Origin of the sequence: Mycobacterium saskatchewanense (assembly GCF_010729105.1) — a bacterium.
Lineage (GTDB): Bacteria > Actinomycetota > Actinomycetes > Mycobacteriales > Mycobacteriaceae > Mycobacterium > Mycobacterium saskatchewanense.
Genome location: NZ_AP022573.1, coordinates 5,870,005 through 5,884,850, shown reverse-complemented (window position 1 = coordinate 5,884,850; position 14,846 = coordinate 5,870,005). Strand labels below are relative to the sequence as shown.

The following is a 14,846-nucleotide window of genomic DNA, read 5'->3' as shown; positions in this document are numbered from 1 at the left end:
GGCCGCCCCTACCCGGCGCGGCGGCCGAAGGCCCGCCGTCGCGGCAGCCGCACGCCCACCCGCTTCGCCAGCCGGTAGCCCGTGGCCGCCAGCTCCCGGATGCGCTCGGGCCGAAGCCCCGATTGCAGGGCCGTGTCCAACATGCCCGCCATGCGATGGTCGGGCTCACAACGCAGCGCGGCGTCCAGCGACACCCCGGCGAGCGGGCCGTCGCCGCGGGCGTAGGCGCTGAACGCCAGCAACGCCAGCGCCTCGACCCGCCAGGGCGGGGGCAGCAGCCGCGCCAGCAGCGCCCATAGTGATTCGGCTTCGCCCGCCGATTCGCCGACGGCGAGGGCATAGAGGATGTCGCGGACAACCCCGTCGCGCAGCGCGCAGCCCAGCCCGGCGATGTCGGCGTCGGGCAGTGACTCGCCGGCAGCCAGCCGGGATGCCGCGGCCACCGCGGTCTCTACGTCACGGCGGCGGCACTCGTCCGGATCGGCGTGCTGCGCCGACCGGCGCCTGGCTGCCTCTTCTTCGAGGGCGCCGGCCAACTCCTCGCTGCGGCCGGGGTCGTCGACCGCGATCACGGCCTGCAGGTCGGCGCGCCGTGCGTAGAGCCGCCTGCCGTCCAGCACCGCCGCCGCGGCCAGCGGAGACGCCGAGGGATCGTCGATGACGCCGCCCGAACCGCAATTGTCCACGCAATGCCAGCGCCCGCCCCGGGCCACCCGGTCCACCACATGCGCGGCCCACAACCGAATGTCGTTCCGCGACAACGCCTCCGCGAGTTCGTCACACAGCTGCCGGTATTCCTCGTTACAGCCCGGGCAGTGCGCGCCGTCCGCGTCAACGATCACCGCGATCGCGGCGTCCGGTTCGGCGGCGGCGGCAACCTCGGCCAGATAACCGATCCGGGCGGGCAGGTCATCACCGAGGTCGACCCGCAGCACCGACCCGAGTTCCCCGTCGCCCAAGGACACCAGGATCAATGAATTTTCCGGCACGAAGCCGAGAACGGCGGGTAGCGCGGCAATCAATGCCGCGGGGCGGCCCAGTTGAAAGTCAGGTCGATGCGTCGTCATGAGCACCAACGCTGACGATCGCCACCGTCAGCCGGTGCTCACCCGAGCCGGTCGGGTCGCCGGCCTGTGTATGAACCCAGCACTGTGAGTGCAGCTGCTTTACTGTTTAGCGCATGGAGTCGGCGCAAGAGTACGACATGGTGGTCCTCGGTTCTGGGCCCGGCGGCCAGAAGGCCGCCATCGCCTCGGCCAAACTGGGCAAGTCCGTCGCGATCATCGAACGAGGCCGCATGCTCGGCGGAGTGTGCGTCAACACCGGCACCATCCCGTCAAAGACGTTGCGCGAAGCGGTGGTTTACCTGACCGGGATGAACCAGCGCGAGCTGTACGGCGCCAGCTACCGGGTGAAGGAGCGGATCACGCCGGCCGACCTGCTGGCCCGCACCCAGCATGTGATCGGCAAGGAAGTCGACGTGGTGCGCAACCAGCTGATGCGCAACCGCATCGACCTGCTAGTCGGCCACGGTCGGTTCCTGGACCCGCACACCATCCTCGTCGAGGATCCCTCCCGGCGCGAAAAGGTAACCGTCAGCGGCGAGTACATCGTGATCGCCACCGGCACGCGGCCCGCGCGGCCCTCCGGGGTCGAGTTCGACGAGGAGCGCGTGCTGGACTCCGACGGCATCCTCGATCTCAAGTCGCTGCCGTCGTCGATGGTGGTGGTGGGCGCCGGGGTGATCGGGATCGAGTACGCCTCCATGTTCGCCGCGCTGGGCACCAAGGTGACCGTCGTGGAGAAGCGGAGCGACATGCTCGACTTCTGCGACCCCGAGGTCGTCGAGGCGCTCAAGTTCCACCTGCGCGACCTGGCGGTCACGTTCCGCTTCGGCGAGGAGGTGACCGCGGTCGACGTCGGCTCCGCGGGCACCGTCACCACCCTGGCCAGCGGCAAACAGATTCCCGCCGAGACGGTGATGTATTCGGCGGGGCGCCAAGGGCAAACCGACCACCTGGACCTGCACAATGCGGAGCTCGAGTGCGACAACCGGGGGCGGATCTTTGTCGACGACACGTTCCAGACGAAGGTGCCCCACATCTACGCCGTGGGTGATGTGATCGGCTTCCCCGCCCTGGCCTCGACCTCGATGGAACAGGGCCGGATCGCCGCGTACCACGCGTTCGGGGAGCCGACGGAAGGCATCACCGAGCTGCAGCCGATCGGCATCTACTCGATCCCGGAGGTGTCCTACGTCGGGGCCACCGAGGTCGAGCTGACGAAGGATGCGATCCCCTACGAGGTGGGCATCGCCCGCTACCGCGAGCTCGCCCGCGGCCAGATCGCCGGTGACTCCTACGGGATGCTCAAACTGCTGGTGTCCACGGAAGACCTGCGCCTGCTAGGGGTGCACATCTTCGGCACCAGCGCCACCGAGATGGTGCACATCGGCCAGGCCGTGATGGGCTGCGGGGGCACCGTGGAGTACCTGGTCGACGCGGTGTTCAACTACCCGACGTTCTCCGAGGCCTACAAGGTGGCCGCGCTCGACGTGATGAACAAGATCCGGGCGCTCAACCAGTTTCGCCGCTAGCAGGTATCCGGCACGTCGTTCGGCACGGTATCGCCGGGACCGCCGGCGTCGGCCCGGGCCAGCAGCTGGGCGACATGCTCGTCGAACGGCGCCGAGTAGGACACGCTCGGCGCGCAGCCGCCGCGCTCGAAACCGCCGATCAGTCCCGTGAGCGTGGTGCCGCTGACCCAGGGCGCACCGCTGGTGCCGTCCACCAGCCCCTCGCAAGCCAAGGCCGGAAACCCGCTGTCATTGATCGATGTGCTGGCCTGACACCCGATCGGCGAGCCGCCCACCCCGGCCGGGTATCCCAGCACCGTGACGCGGCTGCCGGGCGGCGGCGTGGAGCCCAGTGTCAGGGCCAGGCCGACGTGCGATTCGACCGACCCGGCGGCGTCGTTGCTCACCCGCGCGATCGCGTAGTCCGCGTGCGGATCCTTGCTGGCCGACCAGCGGGGGTCGAGGTAGACGGCGTCGGCCTTCCACACGTCGGCCGGGGCGGGCGGGGCATCACCCGCCAACCCCGGGACGAAGGTGATCTGGGAGGCGCCGGCCAGGCAGTGCGCCGCGGTGATCATTAGGTTGCCGCCCGTCGAATGCACCACCGAGCCCGTGCACACGTGCAGGGCGCCGCCGTCGATGAAGATGGCTCCGACGCGCCTGTCGGGGTCCACCGGGCCGGCGGCGGCCCTCTGCTGGGGCTGGGCCAGCCGCTGCACGGGCCCGCTGGCCCGCGGAACGGGCACGATCGGACCTGCCGCATGGTCGCCCGGCCGGACGCACGACGTCATCAGCGTCGCCAGGCCGACCACCGGGCACAGCAAGAACATCGGAGCGCGCATTTGGGTCCCATCATGCCTGACCGGCGCGCGCCGAGCGCGTCGCGCCGCGTGGTCAGGGCCGTGGATTAGGCACGAACGCCAGTGCGTTTCAACAAACGAGCGCGACTCGAAGTTCACTGTTGTTTCCTGGCGCCCGCCGATTTAGTGGACACTTGGTAGGGCACCCTGGATAGACCCCCCGAGAGGAGGCAATCCCCCATGGCCCACCATCAAGACCCGGATGACGCCTACTACCAGCCCGGGCAGCACGGCATGTACGACCTGGAGTTTCCGGCGCCCCAGCTGTCCGCCGCGGATGGCCGCGGCCCGGTGTTGGTGCACGCCTTGCAGGGCTTTTCGGATGCCGGCCACGCGATCCGGCTCGCCGCCGCGCACCTGAAGGCGGCGCTGGACGCCGAACTGGTCGCTTCCTTCGCCATCGACGAGTTGCTGGACTACCGATCGCGGCGACCGCTCATGACGTTCAAGAGCGACCACTTCACCCACTACGACGACCCCGAGTTGAGCCTCTACGCGCTGCGCGACAGTGTCGGCACCCCGTTTCTGTTGCTGGCCGGCATGGAGCCGGACCTGAAGTGGGAGCGCTTCATCACCGCCGTGCGCCTGCTCGCCGAGCGGCTCGGGGTGCGTCAGACCATCGGCCTGGGCACCGTCCCGATGGCGGTCCCGCACACCCGGCCGATCACGATGACGGCGCACTCCAACAACCCCGAGCTGATCGCCGACTTCACGCCCTGGATCTCCGAGATCCAGGTGCCCGGCAGCGCGTCCAACCTGCTCGAATTCCGGATGGCCCAGCACGGACACGAGGTCGTCGGGTTCACGGTGCACGTCCCGCACTACCTGACGCAGACCGACTACCCCGCCGCCGCCCAGGCGTTGCTCGAGCAGGTGGCGAAGACGGGATCGCTGGAGCTGCCGCTGTCGGCGCTGTCGGAAGCGGCCACGGAAATCCGTGGCCGCATCGACGAACAAGTCCAAGCGAGCGCGGAAGTCGCTCAAGTGGTGGCCGCACTCGAGCGACAGTACGATGCGTTCATCGACGCTCAGGAGAACAGGTCGTTACTAGCACGCGACGAGGATCTGCCTAGCGGCGACGAGCTTGGTGCGGAGTTCGAGCGATTCTTGGCCCAGCAGGCGGAGAAGAAACTCGACGACGAGGACCAGGCATGAGTTTTGCGCGCAGGAGTATTGCCCGATCGTTGATTGATCCGTTGCTCGATTGAATGGCCATGGCCCGGCCCGACACCCGGCCCGACTAAAAAGGTGCGCGAGATGACCGAGCGGAAGAGCAAAGCCAAGCTCCGCCCGGTGCGCGAAGTGACCGCGCCCACGCTGGAGTTCCGCACCATCCACGGCTATAAGCGGGCCTACCGGATCGCCGGCTCCGGCCCGGCGATCCTGTTGATCCACGGCATCGGGGACAACTCGACCACGTGGAATGCCGTGCAGGCCAAGCTCGCTCAGCGGTTCACCGTGATCGCCCCCGATCTGCTGGGCCACGGGCGGTCCGACAAGCCCCGCGCCGACTACTCAATCGCCGCCTACGCGAACGGGATGCGGGACCTGCTCAGCGTCCTGGACATCGAGCGCGCGACCATCATCGGCCATTCCCTCGGCGGCGGGGTCGCGATGCAGTTCGCCTACCAGTTCCCGCATCTGGTGGAGCGGCTGATCCTGGTCGGCGCCGGCGGCGTCACCAAGGACGTGAACTTCGTGCTGCGATGCGCCTCCCTGCCGATGGGCAGTGAGGCGCTCGCGCTGTTGCGACTGCCCCTGGTGCTGCCGGCGGTTCAGGTCTTCGGACGGGTGCTGGGCACCATGCTGGGCAGCTCCGGGCTGGGCCGCGACCTGCCCAACATGCTCCGGATCCTCGACGACCTGCCCGAACCGACGGCCTCGGCGGCGTTCAGCCGGACACTGCGGGCGGTGGTGGACTGGCGCGGGCAGATCGTCACCATGCTGGATCGCTGCTATCTGACCGAGGCCATCCCGGTGCAAATCGTCTGGGGCGCCAAGGACTCGGTGGTACCGGTCCGGCACGCGTGGATGGCGCACGCCGCAATGCCGGGCTCGCGCCTCGAGATCTTCGAGGATTCCGGCCATTTCCCATTCCACGACGACCCGGCCCGCTTCATCGATGTCGTGCAGCGTTTCATCGACACCACCGAACCCGCCGAATACAACCAGGGCGCCCTGCGGGAACTGCTGCGCACCGGTGGCGGCGAGAAGACCGTCACCGGCCCCGCCCCCACCCGCGTCGCCGTCCTGAACGCGATGGGGTCCGACGAGCGCAGCGCCACCTGAGCTTTTTCAGGGCGAGTCGCCGGCGAGCGCGCCGGCCACCGACGACTGGCGTTCAGTGCCCTCGGTGCAGCACCGCGGCGAGGTGGTCCTGCAGGGGTTGGCCGACGGCGGCCATCCGCACGGTGTACGACAGCTGATCGTCGTCGACGCGGAAGGAACGACTCAGCGCGGTCACCTCTTTGGCGGTCGGGGTCAGCCCGATCGAGGTGGTCGACAGCTCCATGTCGATGCGGCCGCCGGTGGCCGAATACGTGCCGACCTCGATCTCGGTGATGCCGCTCGGGTGGGCAAGGACCAATTCGATGTGGCCGGGCCGCGGCACGCGGAGGTAGCCGGTCTCGGCGTGCAGGGGTTTGCCGTCGGCCACCGCCCGGGTCTTTTGCCCGTACGCCAGAAACGGCTTGCCGACGTGGGAGAAAACGACTTCTTCGAGATAGTCGAACGGCTGGATCGTCGGGTACTTGCCGGCTCCCCGACCGGTCCAGGTGCCCAGCAGGGGCGCCAACGACGCAAGGTCCGGATGCAAGTCGATGGGCATGCGAAAAACACTAGCCGCGCCGGGGCCGGAACCGGTCAGCTCGGGGTGGTTACCTTGCGCTGCTCGCGGAGCGCCTTGATCTCGCGCTCGAAGTCTTCCGCGGACGAGAAGGAGCGATACACCGACGCGAACCGCAGGTACGCCACCTCGTCCAGATCGCGCAGCGGCCCCAGGATCGCCAGGCCGACCTCGTGGCTGGGGATCTCCGGCGACCCCGCGGCGCGCACGGTGTCCTCGACCTGCTGGGCCAGCAGGTTCAGCGCGTCGTCGTCGACCTGGCGGCCTTGGCACGCCCGACGCACACCGCTGATGACCTTCTCCCGGCTGAAGGGCTCGGTGACCCCGCTGCGCTTGACCACGGCCAGCACGGCTGTCTCGACCGTGGTGAATCGGCGCCCACACTCTGGGCACGCCCGGCGCCGCCGAATGGCTTGGCCCTCATCGGTTTCGCGCGAGTCGATCACCCGAGAGTCGGGGTGGCGGCAGAAAGGACAGTGCATCACCGCTCCTTCGCCGCGCTGTCAACCGGATATCGCAGAACCCGAGCGTACCCGCGCCCGGCCATGCACGGCCAACGCAGCCGTACGCCGGGCACGGCTGTCGCGGTCGGGATCGAGGGGCGTTGGCGCGGACCAGGTTTGGTCGCGCGGGCGCAACGCCGTCAACCGACGGGCGCGATCAGGGTCTGACCCGCGACCAGCGTCGGTGAACCGAGGTCGTTGAGTTCACGGATGCGCTGCACTACCTGACGCTCCGGCGCGTCCGGCGCCACCCGGTGAGCGAGGTCCTCGAGGGACTCCCCGCCCTCGACACGCACGACGGCGAGCCGATCCGGCACATGCGCCGCCGCGGCCGGGGAGCTGCCGTTGAGCGCCTCGCCCACGTTGGCCACCAGGCCCAGCCACAGCGTGATCAGCCCGGCCACTACAGCCAGCCCGATGGTGGTCGCCAGCGTCACGGGCCGCCTGCGGTGAGGCGCGGCCGACACCCGGACGCCGGTGCCGTAATAGCTCGGCGGCGCGACCGCCGGCCTCGCCGGGCCGGGGCGGCGGGAGCGGGCCACCCCGTCCCGGCCGTAACGTTGGCCCTGCACCGGTCCGTTGACCGGGCGCCGCATGCTGCTGGTACGCGGCGAGAGTGTGTGGGTGATGGTCATCGCAAGTCCTCCGGTCAACTATGCCTCGCTCGTGTGTTCGACACTGTATCGCTTGTGTGTTCGATAACCGAACATGTGAGCGAAGCGTGTCGGACGAGCAGAACGCTAGATCACTCCACCGACAAGTTCGTCGGTCGCTATCACTGGCATGGAGTTGAGATACCCGGTACGCCGAAGAGTTACACCATTGTGATTCGCGTGCGTGCGGGTTGTTTTCCGGGGGTTTCCGGCACGACACGCCAGTCGAACACATGTTTGATTCTTCGTCGCGCGGCGGTTACCCTCAGTGCCATGAGCGACAGCAACGACACCTCGTCGGCGGCGCGGGGCGGCCGTGCGCCGTCTCTGGATTCAACGCTGACCGAACGTCAGCGCACCATTCTCAATGTCATTCGTGCGTCGGTGACCAGCCGCGGCTACCCGCCGAGCATCCGGGAAATCGGCGATGCGGTCGGCCTCACGTCGACCTCGTCGGTGGCCCACCAACTGCGGACGCTGGAACGCAAAGGCTATTTGCGCCGCGACCCGAATCGGCCGCGGGCGGTCGACGTCCGCGGCGCCGACGACGAGGTGGCGGCGCCGGCCACCGAAGTCGCCGGTTCCGACGCGCTGCCGGAACCGACGTTCGTCCCCGTCCTCGGGCGCATCGCGGCCGGCGGCCCGATCCTCGCCGAGGAAGCCGTCGAAGACGTCTTCCCGCTCCCGCGTGAGCTGGTCGGCGAGGGCACGCTGTTCCTGCTCAAGGTGGTCGGCGACTCGATGGTGGAGGCTGCGATCTGCGACGGCGACTGGGTGGTCGTGCGGCAGCAGCATGTCGCGGACAACGGCGACATCGTCGCGGCCATGCTCGACGGCGAGGCCACCGTCAAGACGTTCAGGCGCGCCGGCGGCCAAGTGTGGCTGATGCCGCACAATCCGGCCTTTGATCCCATTCCGGGCAACGACGCCACGGTGCTCGGCAAGGTCGTGACGGTGATTCGCAAGATCTGACTGACGGTCGACTCCTCTGCGCGGCGACCGTCAGTCGGCCTTGATGAACCCGTTGGCCCGCGCGACATCCTCGTTGGCCAACCAGATCTCGGCGAGCGTGTCGTGGTAGAGCGCGCTCCCCGGGGTGTAATACAGGCCGAAGCTGGCGTTGGCCTTGATCGGATACCCGTCGGGCACCTGGTAGGGGTCGTCCAGCGGTAGGTGGATCGTCGGTCGACCGGCGGGGACCGAGTTGGCTGCCACAATCGGCCAGGCGGCCGCATCGTCGTCGGCACCGTCGACCTCGATGGCCGCGTGCCGTCCGGTGGTCGGCTCCCCGGCCGGTCCGGCGTCGACCGGGTTGACGGCGCCGGAGACCTCGGCGTCGGGTGCGGCCGCCTCCGGCGTCACGAGATCGGTGTCGGCGTGCGGACCGGCGGCGTCCGGGTTTGCCCAGTCGCCCGCCTCGTCCACGTCGGCCGCGTGATCGTCCGCCAGGGCGACCTCGGTGTATTCGGCCGGCGGATAGCCGCCCTCGTCGGTGTCTGCGTCGGCATGCTCCGCGGCCTCGTCCTCCGCATAACCCGCCTCCGGGTAGCCGGCGCCGGGGTAGGCCTGGTCCAGATCGCCGTCCGACACGATCGGGATGGAGTCGGTGTCCACGGCATCGGGGTCCTCGGCCCCGAATTCGTTCTCGAAGTGGCCATATTCCGCCGCGTCCGGCGCACCGCCCTCGACCTCGGCTGCGCCGCCGCGTCGCCAGCTGACTCGCGGCGCCGGCTCGTGAATTTCCGGTGGGTGGACGTCGCCGGGCGGGTAATGCTCACCGGAGACGTCGGCCTCCTCGTGTCCCCAGCGCGGCTCAACGGCGGAGTCGTAGCCGACGTCCGCATCGCCCCCCGGCTGGTAGGGCGCAGCGCCGTGGGCGGCCCGGCGACGGCGCCACCCGAACGCGACCAGCACCGACAACGCGATCAGCACCAGCACCGGAACCGCCGCCAGCAGCCACCACGAATGCCAGGTGAACTTCTTGGCGTGGGACGGCGGCGCGGCCGCGCCGCTCGGCTGGTTCTGCCCGGGCACCTGCAGGCCGGTCAGCAGCGGCGCCAAGTTGGCCGGATCGGTGCTGAAAGTATTCTTCGACCGGTTCCACGAAATCTTGCCGCCGGCGAACTGCTGCGAGATCACGTCGCCGTCGAGGGCCTGATCGCCGACCGGCGCGCCCAGCTTGCCGGCCGCGCCGCGCAGCTTGTCCCACGCGACCTTCATGGCCCCGCGCACGACGAACGCGCCGTGATCGGCAGTCCAGAAGATCACCGGCTTGTCGGCCGCCGAAAACGTGCAGATCCGGCTGGCCGGTCCGATGCCGCCGTCGGATTCGTTGCCCACCGGAAAACCCAGGTCGCTGCCGACCGGCCCGCCCAGCGACTCGTACTTGGTCAGGACGTTGCTCTCCACGGCGTTGGCGCCGGTGGCCGGGCTGAAGAACACCTTGCCGCCGGCAAAGTTCTGGGCGATCCCATCGCCGCCGATGGGGTACTGCCCACCTTGCTTGGCGCCCAATGGACCCGTGGTTCCGCCCGCCGCGCGCCAGGCCATGTTGATGGCCGCCGTCGGATCGATCGGGACCTGCAGGCCCTTCAGCTGGTCGCCCAGGCCCGCCGGCTCGGTCGTGAACTGCTTGGTCTGCCGATTCCAGGACACCTGCCCGCCGCTGAACTTCTGCGACGTGACCTCGCCTTGGTAGGTCTCGTCGCCGACCGGAGCGCCGAGCACCCCACCCGAGCTGCCGAGCTTGTCCCACGCGGCATTCATGGCGCCGCGCACCACGAAGGCGCCGTGCTCGGCGGTCCAGAAGATCACCGGCCTATCGCTGGCCGAAAACGTCGCGACCCGGCTGTCCGGGCCGACGAGGCCGGGCACTTCGTTGATGGTCGGGAAGCCCAGGTCGCTGCCGGCCGGACCACCCAGCGACTCGTACTTGTCGAGGATCGGCCCGAAGACGAACTTCGCGCCGGTGTCCGTGGTGTAGAACATCTTGCCGCCGTCGAAGTCCAGCGCGAACCCCTCGCCGACCGGGTAGACGTCGCCCTTGCGGGCACCGAGCGGTGAGGTGTCGCCGCCGGCCTTCTCCCAGGCGGCCATGATGGCGGCCTCGGCGTCACCGATCGGCGACGCCAGAGCCACGGGCGCCAGCAATGCGGCGGCGAGCGCCGTGGTCACCAAACCGACCAGCGCGCTTCCGACCAGCCTGCGCATGTGCCCTCTGTGCCCTTTCACCAAGCCTCCCAGCCGACGGGCGCGGCCTCTGGATGCGACCACGCCCGTTCCGTGCAGACCCGGCGAGCGGGTCGTCTCCCCCCAACGGGAATCGATCCCTATACGACCCGCATCGCCACCGGGCTCGCACAACTTTGCCCCTGAGGAAGAGAAATGCGAAGTCAAATGACAAATAGTACAAAAACGGATACCGCACCGATGTCGAAATGATGCACGACTGCGCCCGAATCGCGGCCAACCGATTGCGCGCCGATCCGATTCGGTTATCGCATCGGCCGCCGACAATGGCGGTTTCCCCATGGCCGCGTGGTCACCGACGCACCAATAGACGCCGCGGACACTCGCATGACGGTGCGCGACCACACGATCGGCGTACGCGGACCACATGCGCCGACGGTACGTGAACGGCCTTACCGGGCGAGGGTCAACCCGACCCAAAGGCGCTGAATCCGGGCGAAATCCCCGCCGGATCAGACGCCGAGGCTGCGGCCGATGATCTCCTTCATGATTTCGGTCGTGCCGCCGTAGATGGTCTGCACGCGCGCATCCAGATAGGCGCGGGCAACGGGGTATTCGCGCATGTACCCGTAGCCGCCGTGCAGCTGCAGACACCGGTCGATCAGGTGCACCTGCTTTTCGGTGCTGTACCACTTGGCCATCGCGGCCTGCTCGGCCGTCAGCTTCTTGTCCAGGTGCAGCCGGATGAATTCGTCGACCATGATGCGGACCACGGTGGCTTCGGTCGCCAACTCGGCGAGCACGAAACGGCTGTTCTGGAAACTGCCGATCGGCTTGCCAAACGCCTTGCGCTCCTTGGTGTATTGGAGGGTCGCCTCGAGCACCTGCTCCATGGCCGCGGCCGCCATGATGGCGATCGAGATGCGTTCCTGCGGCAGGTTCTGCATGAGATAGATGAACCCCATGCCCTCCTGGCCGAGCAGGTTCTCGGCCGGAACCTTGACGTCGGTGAACGACAATTCGGCCGTGTCCTGGGCATCGAGGCCAACCTTGTCCAGGTGACGGCCGCGTTCGAAGCCTTCCATGCCGCGCTCGACCACGAGCAGCGAAAAGCCTTGCGCGCCTTTGTCCGGATCGGTCTGCGCGACGACGATCACCAGATCGGCGTTGATTCCGTTGGTAATGAACGTCTTTGAGCCGTTGAGCACGTAGTGGTCACCCTGCTTGACCGCGCGCGTCTTGATGCCCTGCAGGTCGCTTCCGGTTCCGGGCTCGGTCATCGCGATCGCGGTGATCAGTTCGCCGGTGCAGAACTTGGGCAGCCAGCGCTGTTTCTGCTCCTCGGTGGCCAGGGCCAGAAGGTAGGGCGCCACGATGTCGTTGTGCAAGCCGAAACCGATTCCGCTGTAACGCCCGGCGGTGGTTTCCTCGGTGATGATCGTGTTGTAGCGGAAGTCGGGGTCGCCGCCGCCGCCGTATTCTTCGGGCACCGCCATGCCGAGGAAGCCCTGTTTGCCCGCCTCGAGCCACACGCCGCGGTCAACGATCTTCGCCTTCTCCCATTCGTCGTGATAAGGGGCGACGTGGCGCTCGAGGAATGCCCGATACGACTCACGGAAGAGTTCGTGCTCGGGCTCGAAAAGAGTGCGCTGGTACTTGACGGCACCGCTCATGGCTGACCTCCGGCGAATGGGGACTCTGCCGCCCAACATATACCAACCGGGCGGTTGGTCGGCGGGGTGGCAGGTCGGGGCGGCTTCGCTGGGTCTCCGGCTGGGCGCGGGTCTCGCGCGACAGCGATACTGCACCCAGACCCACCCCACGGGTGTGTGCAGCTGCCGGTCTCGCGCGGGTCAGTGCGCGGAGAACTGCCGCAGGTTGGCCGCCAGCGCCACCGGCACCAGCGCCTTGATCCGGGTGCCGTCGGCGCTGTGCTCCTCCTGCTGCACGCGCCCGTCGGCGTGCAGGCGCGCCACCAGGTCACCCCGGTCGTACGGGATCATCACGTCCACGGCAGCGTCACTGGGGGCTACGAGTTCGGACATGCGCCGGCGCAGAGCCTCGATTCCGTCGCCGGTGCGCGCGGAGACGAACACCGCCTCCGGCAGCGCGTGCCGAAGCTTGGCCAGTGCCAGGTCGCTCGCGGCATCGATCTTGTTGACCACCAGCAGCTCGGGTGGCGGATTCCCCTTGTGGTCGGCGATCACGTCGGAGATCACCTGACGGACCGCGTTGATCTGGGCCAGCGGGTTGGCGTCCGAGCCGTCGACCACGTGCACCAGCAGGTCGGCGTCGACGACCTCCTCCAACGTGGAGCGGAACGCCTCGACCAGTTGGGTGGGCAGGTGGCGGACGAACCCGACGGTATCGGTGAGCACGAACGGGCGGCCGTCGCAGAACTCCGCGCGCCGGGTGGTGGGTTCCAGGGTCGCGAACAGCGCGTCCTGCACCAGCACCCCGGCACCCGTCAGCGCGTTGAGCAGGCTGGACTTGCCGGCGTTGGTGTAGCCGACGATCGCGACCGACGGCGCTTCGCTGCTCAGCCGGCGGCTGCGCTGGGTGTCGCGGACCTGCTTCATGTCCTTGATGTCGCGGCGAAGCTTAGACATCCGCTCGCGGATGCGGCGGCGGTCCGTCTCGATCTTGGTCTCACCGGGACCACGCAGGCCCACTCCCCCGCCGCTGCCGCCGGCGCGACCGCCGGCCTGACGTGACATGGACTCACCCCAGCCGCGCAGCCGCGGCAGCATGTACTCCATTTGCGCCAGCGACACCTGCGCCTTGCCCTCCCGGCTCGTGGCGTGCTGAGCGAAGATGTCGAGGATCAGCGCGGTGCGGTCGATGACCTTGACCTTGACCGCCTTTTCCAGCGCGGTCAGCTGGGCCGGCGAGAGTTCGCCGTCGCAGATGACCGTGTCGGCGCCGGTGGCCAGCACCACTTCGCGCAGCTCCTGGGCCTTGCCGGAACCGATGTAGGTGGATGGGTCCGGCTTGTCGCGGCGCTGGATCAGGGCGTCGAGCACCTGGGAGCCGGCGGTCTCGGCCAGGGCCGCCAGCTCGGCCATGCTGGCCTCGCTGTCGGCGGCGGTGCCGTCGGTCCACACGCCGACCAGGACGACCCGCTCCAGCCGCAGCTGGCGGTACTCGACCTCGGAGACGTCGGTGAGCTCGGTCGACAGGCCGGCGACACGGCGCAGCGCCGACCGATCCTCGAGGGCGAGTTCGCCGACGCTCGGCTCCGGCATGGGGCGATTGGAGAATTCAGGATTTGTCATAGGCAATAAACGATGATGCACGCCGAATCGGCGACATGCACGGGAATTAACGCTGCTGGGCCCGCCACCATTCCCCGCTGATCTCGCCGTGCGCCACCAGGACCGACGGTCCCCGCAGGTAGCTGGTCGCCTCGGTGATCGTGACGACGACGTCGCCGCCGGGCACCCGCACCGTCAGCGTCCCGGTGTCCGCGCCCGCACCGGTCAGTGCCGCCACCGCGGCCGCGACCGTCCCGGTGCCGCAGGAGCGCGTTTCCCCGACGCCGCGCTCGTGGACCCGCATCCGGACCACCCCGTCGACCGGTGCCGTGACCACCTCGATGTTGACGCCGTCCGGGAATTGACCCCGGTCGAAGCGCACGGGCCCGGCCACATCCAGCGCCGCCAGATCGTCGGCGGTCAGGCCGGGGTCCACGCATGCCAGGTGCGGATTGCCGACGTCCACGCCGAGACCGGCGAACCGGCGGCCGCCCACTGTCGCGTCGAATGCCGGCCCCCCGCTTCCCAGCGTGTTGGCCTTGCCCATGTCGACGGTGACGTCGGCGTTCGTGGGATCGGCGTGGTGCACGGTCACGGGCCGGGGTCCCGCCAGGGAGCCGACCACGAACTCGTCCCGGCTCTCCAGACCGCTGGCGCGCAGGTAGTGCGCGAACACCCGAACGCCGTTGCCGCACATCTGGGCCGTCGACCCGTCGGCGTTGCGGTAATCCATGTACCAGTCGCCCGCGCCCACCCCGTCGGGCAGGCGGTCCAGCACGCCGGCGGCCCGGGCGGCTCCCGCCGTGGTGACCCGCAACACCCCGTCGGCCCCCAGGCCGCGGCGCCGGTCGCACAACGCGGCCAGCCGCCCGGCGTCGAGCGTCAGCTCGGCGTCGATGTCGGGCAGCAGGACGAAGTCGTTCTCGGTGCCGTGGCCCTTGGCGAACCTCATCCGCGCCACCCCTGG

General features: G+C 68.9%; 13 protein-coding genes. 4 read left to right on the top strand and 9 right to left on the bottom strand.

Annotated features, from left to right (window positions below; translation table 11 throughout):
- Window positions 1-8: 8 nt before the first annotated feature.
- A complete protein-coding gene (locus tag G6N56_RS27685; RefSeq protein ID WP_085257655.1) occupies window positions 9-1,067 on the bottom strand; it encodes a DUF4192 domain-containing protein in 1,059 nt (352 codons plus the stop codon).
- 113 nt (window positions 1,068-1,180) lie between these two features.
- Here G6N56_RS27685 and sthA point away from each other — a divergent pair, with 113 nt between their 5' ends.
- Window positions 1,181-2,596 carry a Si-specific NAD(P)(+) transhydrogenase gene (gene sthA, locus G6N56_RS27680; protein ID WP_085257656.1) on the top strand — a complete coding sequence of 472 codons (1,416 nt, stop codon included), beginning with the start codon at window positions 1,181-1,183 and terminating at the stop codon, window positions 2,594-2,596.
- Here sthA and G6N56_RS27675 read toward each other — a convergent pair.
- Window positions 2,593-3,417, bottom strand: a complete 825-nt coding sequence (locus tag G6N56_RS27675; RefSeq protein ID WP_085257657.1) for a trypsin-like serine peptidase — start codon at window positions 3,415-3,417, stop codon at window positions 2,593-2,595. The genes sthA and G6N56_RS27675 overlap by 4 nt on opposite strands.
- Window positions 3,418-3,615: 198 nt before the next feature.
- Between G6N56_RS27675 and G6N56_RS27670 the strand changes: the two genes are divergently transcribed.
- Both G6N56_RS27670 and G6N56_RS27665 read left to right on the top strand, forming a co-directional pair.
- Window positions 3,616-4,590 carry a proteasome assembly chaperone family protein gene (locus G6N56_RS27670; RefSeq protein ID WP_085257658.1) on the top strand — a complete coding sequence of 325 codons (975 nt, stop codon included), beginning with the start codon at window positions 3,616-3,618 and terminating at the stop codon, window positions 4,588-4,590.
- A 102-nt stretch (window positions 4,591-4,692) separates the two neighbouring features.
- Window positions 4,693-5,724, top strand: a complete 1,032-nt coding sequence (locus tag G6N56_RS27665) for an alpha/beta fold hydrolase (protein ID WP_085257659.1) — start codon at window positions 4,693-4,695, stop codon at window positions 5,722-5,724.
- 52 nt (window positions 5,725-5,776) lie between these two features.
- On the opposite strand, the gene G6N56_RS27660 is transcribed toward G6N56_RS27665, so the two are convergent.
- From G6N56_RS27660 to G6N56_RS27650, 3 genes are all read right to left on the bottom strand, one after another.
- Window positions 5,777-6,262, bottom strand: a complete 486-nt coding sequence (locus tag G6N56_RS27660) for a peroxynitrite isomerase (RefSeq protein ID WP_085257660.1) — start codon at window positions 6,260-6,262, stop codon at window positions 5,777-5,779.
- Between the two features lie 35 nt (window positions 6,263-6,297).
- Window positions 6,298-6,762: a transcriptional regulator NrdR gene (gene nrdR / locus G6N56_RS27655; protein ID WP_085257661.1), complete on the bottom strand. Its 465-nt coding sequence runs from the start codon at window positions 6,760-6,762 to the stop codon at window positions 6,298-6,300.
- 161 nt (window positions 6,763-6,923) lie between these two features.
- Window positions 6,924-7,418: a LysM peptidoglycan-binding domain-containing protein gene (locus G6N56_RS27650; protein WP_085257662.1), complete on the bottom strand. Its 495-nt coding sequence runs from the start codon at window positions 7,416-7,418 to the stop codon at window positions 6,924-6,926.
- 291 nt (window positions 7,419-7,709) lie between these two features.
- On the opposite strand from G6N56_RS27650, the gene lexA reads away from it, so the two are divergent.
- Window positions 7,710-8,408, top strand: a complete 699-nt coding sequence (lexA, locus tag G6N56_RS27645; RefSeq protein ID WP_085257663.1) for a transcriptional repressor LexA — start codon at window positions 7,710-7,712, stop codon at window positions 8,406-8,408.
- A 30-nt stretch (window positions 8,409-8,438) separates the two neighbouring features.
- On the opposite strand, the gene G6N56_RS27640 is transcribed toward lexA, so the two are convergent.
- From G6N56_RS27640 to dapF, 4 genes are all read right to left on the bottom strand, one after another.
- The gene (locus tag G6N56_RS27640; RefSeq protein WP_085257664.1) at window positions 8,439-10,646 is read right to left on the bottom strand and encodes an LGFP repeat-containing protein; all 2,208 of its coding nucleotides are present in this window, start codon (window positions 10,644-10,646) and stop codon (window positions 8,439-8,441) included.
- Window positions 10,647-11,137: 491 nt separating this feature from the next.
- Window positions 11,138-12,298: an acyl-CoA dehydrogenase family protein gene (locus G6N56_RS27635; RefSeq protein WP_085257665.1), complete on the bottom strand. Its 1,161-nt coding sequence runs from the start codon at window positions 12,296-12,298 to the stop codon at window positions 11,138-11,140.
- Between the two features lie 180 nt (window positions 12,299-12,478).
- The gene (gene hflX, locus G6N56_RS27630; protein ID WP_085257666.1) at window positions 12,479-13,900 is read right to left on the bottom strand and encodes a GTPase HflX; all 1,422 of its coding nucleotides are present in this window, start codon (window positions 13,898-13,900) and stop codon (window positions 12,479-12,481) included.
- Window positions 13,901-13,946: 46 nt separating this feature from the next.
- A complete protein-coding gene (dapF, locus tag G6N56_RS27625; protein ID WP_085257667.1) occupies window positions 13,947-14,831 on the bottom strand; it encodes a diaminopimelate epimerase in 885 nt (294 codons plus the stop codon).
- Window positions 14,832-14,846: the final 15 nt, after the last annotated feature.

What these genes read in the sequence shown, in the direction of transcription:
- G6N56_RS27665 (WP_085257659.1), top strand. Translation starts at nt 4,693, where the DNA reads ATGACCGAGCGGAAGAGCAAAGCCAAGCTCCGCCCGGTGCGCGAAGTG.
- nrdR (WP_085257661.1), bottom strand. Translation starts at nt 6,762, where the DNA reads ATGCACTGTCCTTTCTGCCGCCACCCCGACTCTCGGGTGATCGACTCG.
- G6N56_RS27685 (WP_085257655.1), bottom strand. Translation starts at nt 1,067, where the DNA reads ATGACGACGCATCGACCTGACTTTCAACTGGGCCGCCCCGCGGCATTG.
- hflX (WP_085257666.1), bottom strand. Translation starts at nt 13,900, where the DNA reads ATGACAAATCCTGAATTCTCCAATCGCCCCATGCCGGAGCCGAGCGTC.
- dapF (WP_085257667.1), bottom strand. Translation starts at nt 14,831, where the DNA reads ATGAGGTTCGCCAAGGGCCACGGCACCGAGAACGACTTCGTCCTGCTG.
- sthA (WP_085257656.1), top strand. Translation starts at nt 1,181, where the DNA reads ATGGAGTCGGCGCAAGAGTACGACATGGTGGTCCTCGGTTCTGGGCCC.
- G6N56_RS27670 (WP_085257658.1), top strand. Translation starts at nt 3,616, where the DNA reads ATGGCCCACCATCAAGACCCGGATGACGCCTACTACCAGCCCGGGCAG.
- G6N56_RS27675 (WP_085257657.1), bottom strand. Translation starts at nt 3,417, where the DNA reads ATGCGCGCTCCGATGTTCTTGCTGTGCCCGGTGGTCGGCCTGGCGACG.
- G6N56_RS27635 (WP_085257665.1), bottom strand. Translation starts at nt 12,298, where the DNA reads ATGAGCGGTGCCGTCAAGTACCAGCGCACTCTTTTCGAGCCCGAGCAC.
- G6N56_RS27650 (WP_085257662.1), bottom strand. Translation starts at nt 7,418, where the DNA reads ATGACCATCACCCACACACTCTCGCCGCGTACCAGCAGCATGCGGCGC.
- G6N56_RS27660 (WP_085257660.1), bottom strand. Translation starts at nt 6,262, where the DNA reads ATGCCCATCGACTTGCATCCGGACCTTGCGTCGTTGGCGCCCCTGCTG.
- lexA (WP_085257663.1), top strand. Translation starts at nt 7,710, where the DNA reads ATGAGCGACAGCAACGACACCTCGTCGGCGGCGCGGGGCGGCCGTGCG.
- G6N56_RS27640 (WP_085257664.1), bottom strand. Translation starts at nt 10,646, where the DNA reads ATGCGCAGGCTGGTCGGAAGCGCGCTGGTCGGTTTGGTGACCACGGCG.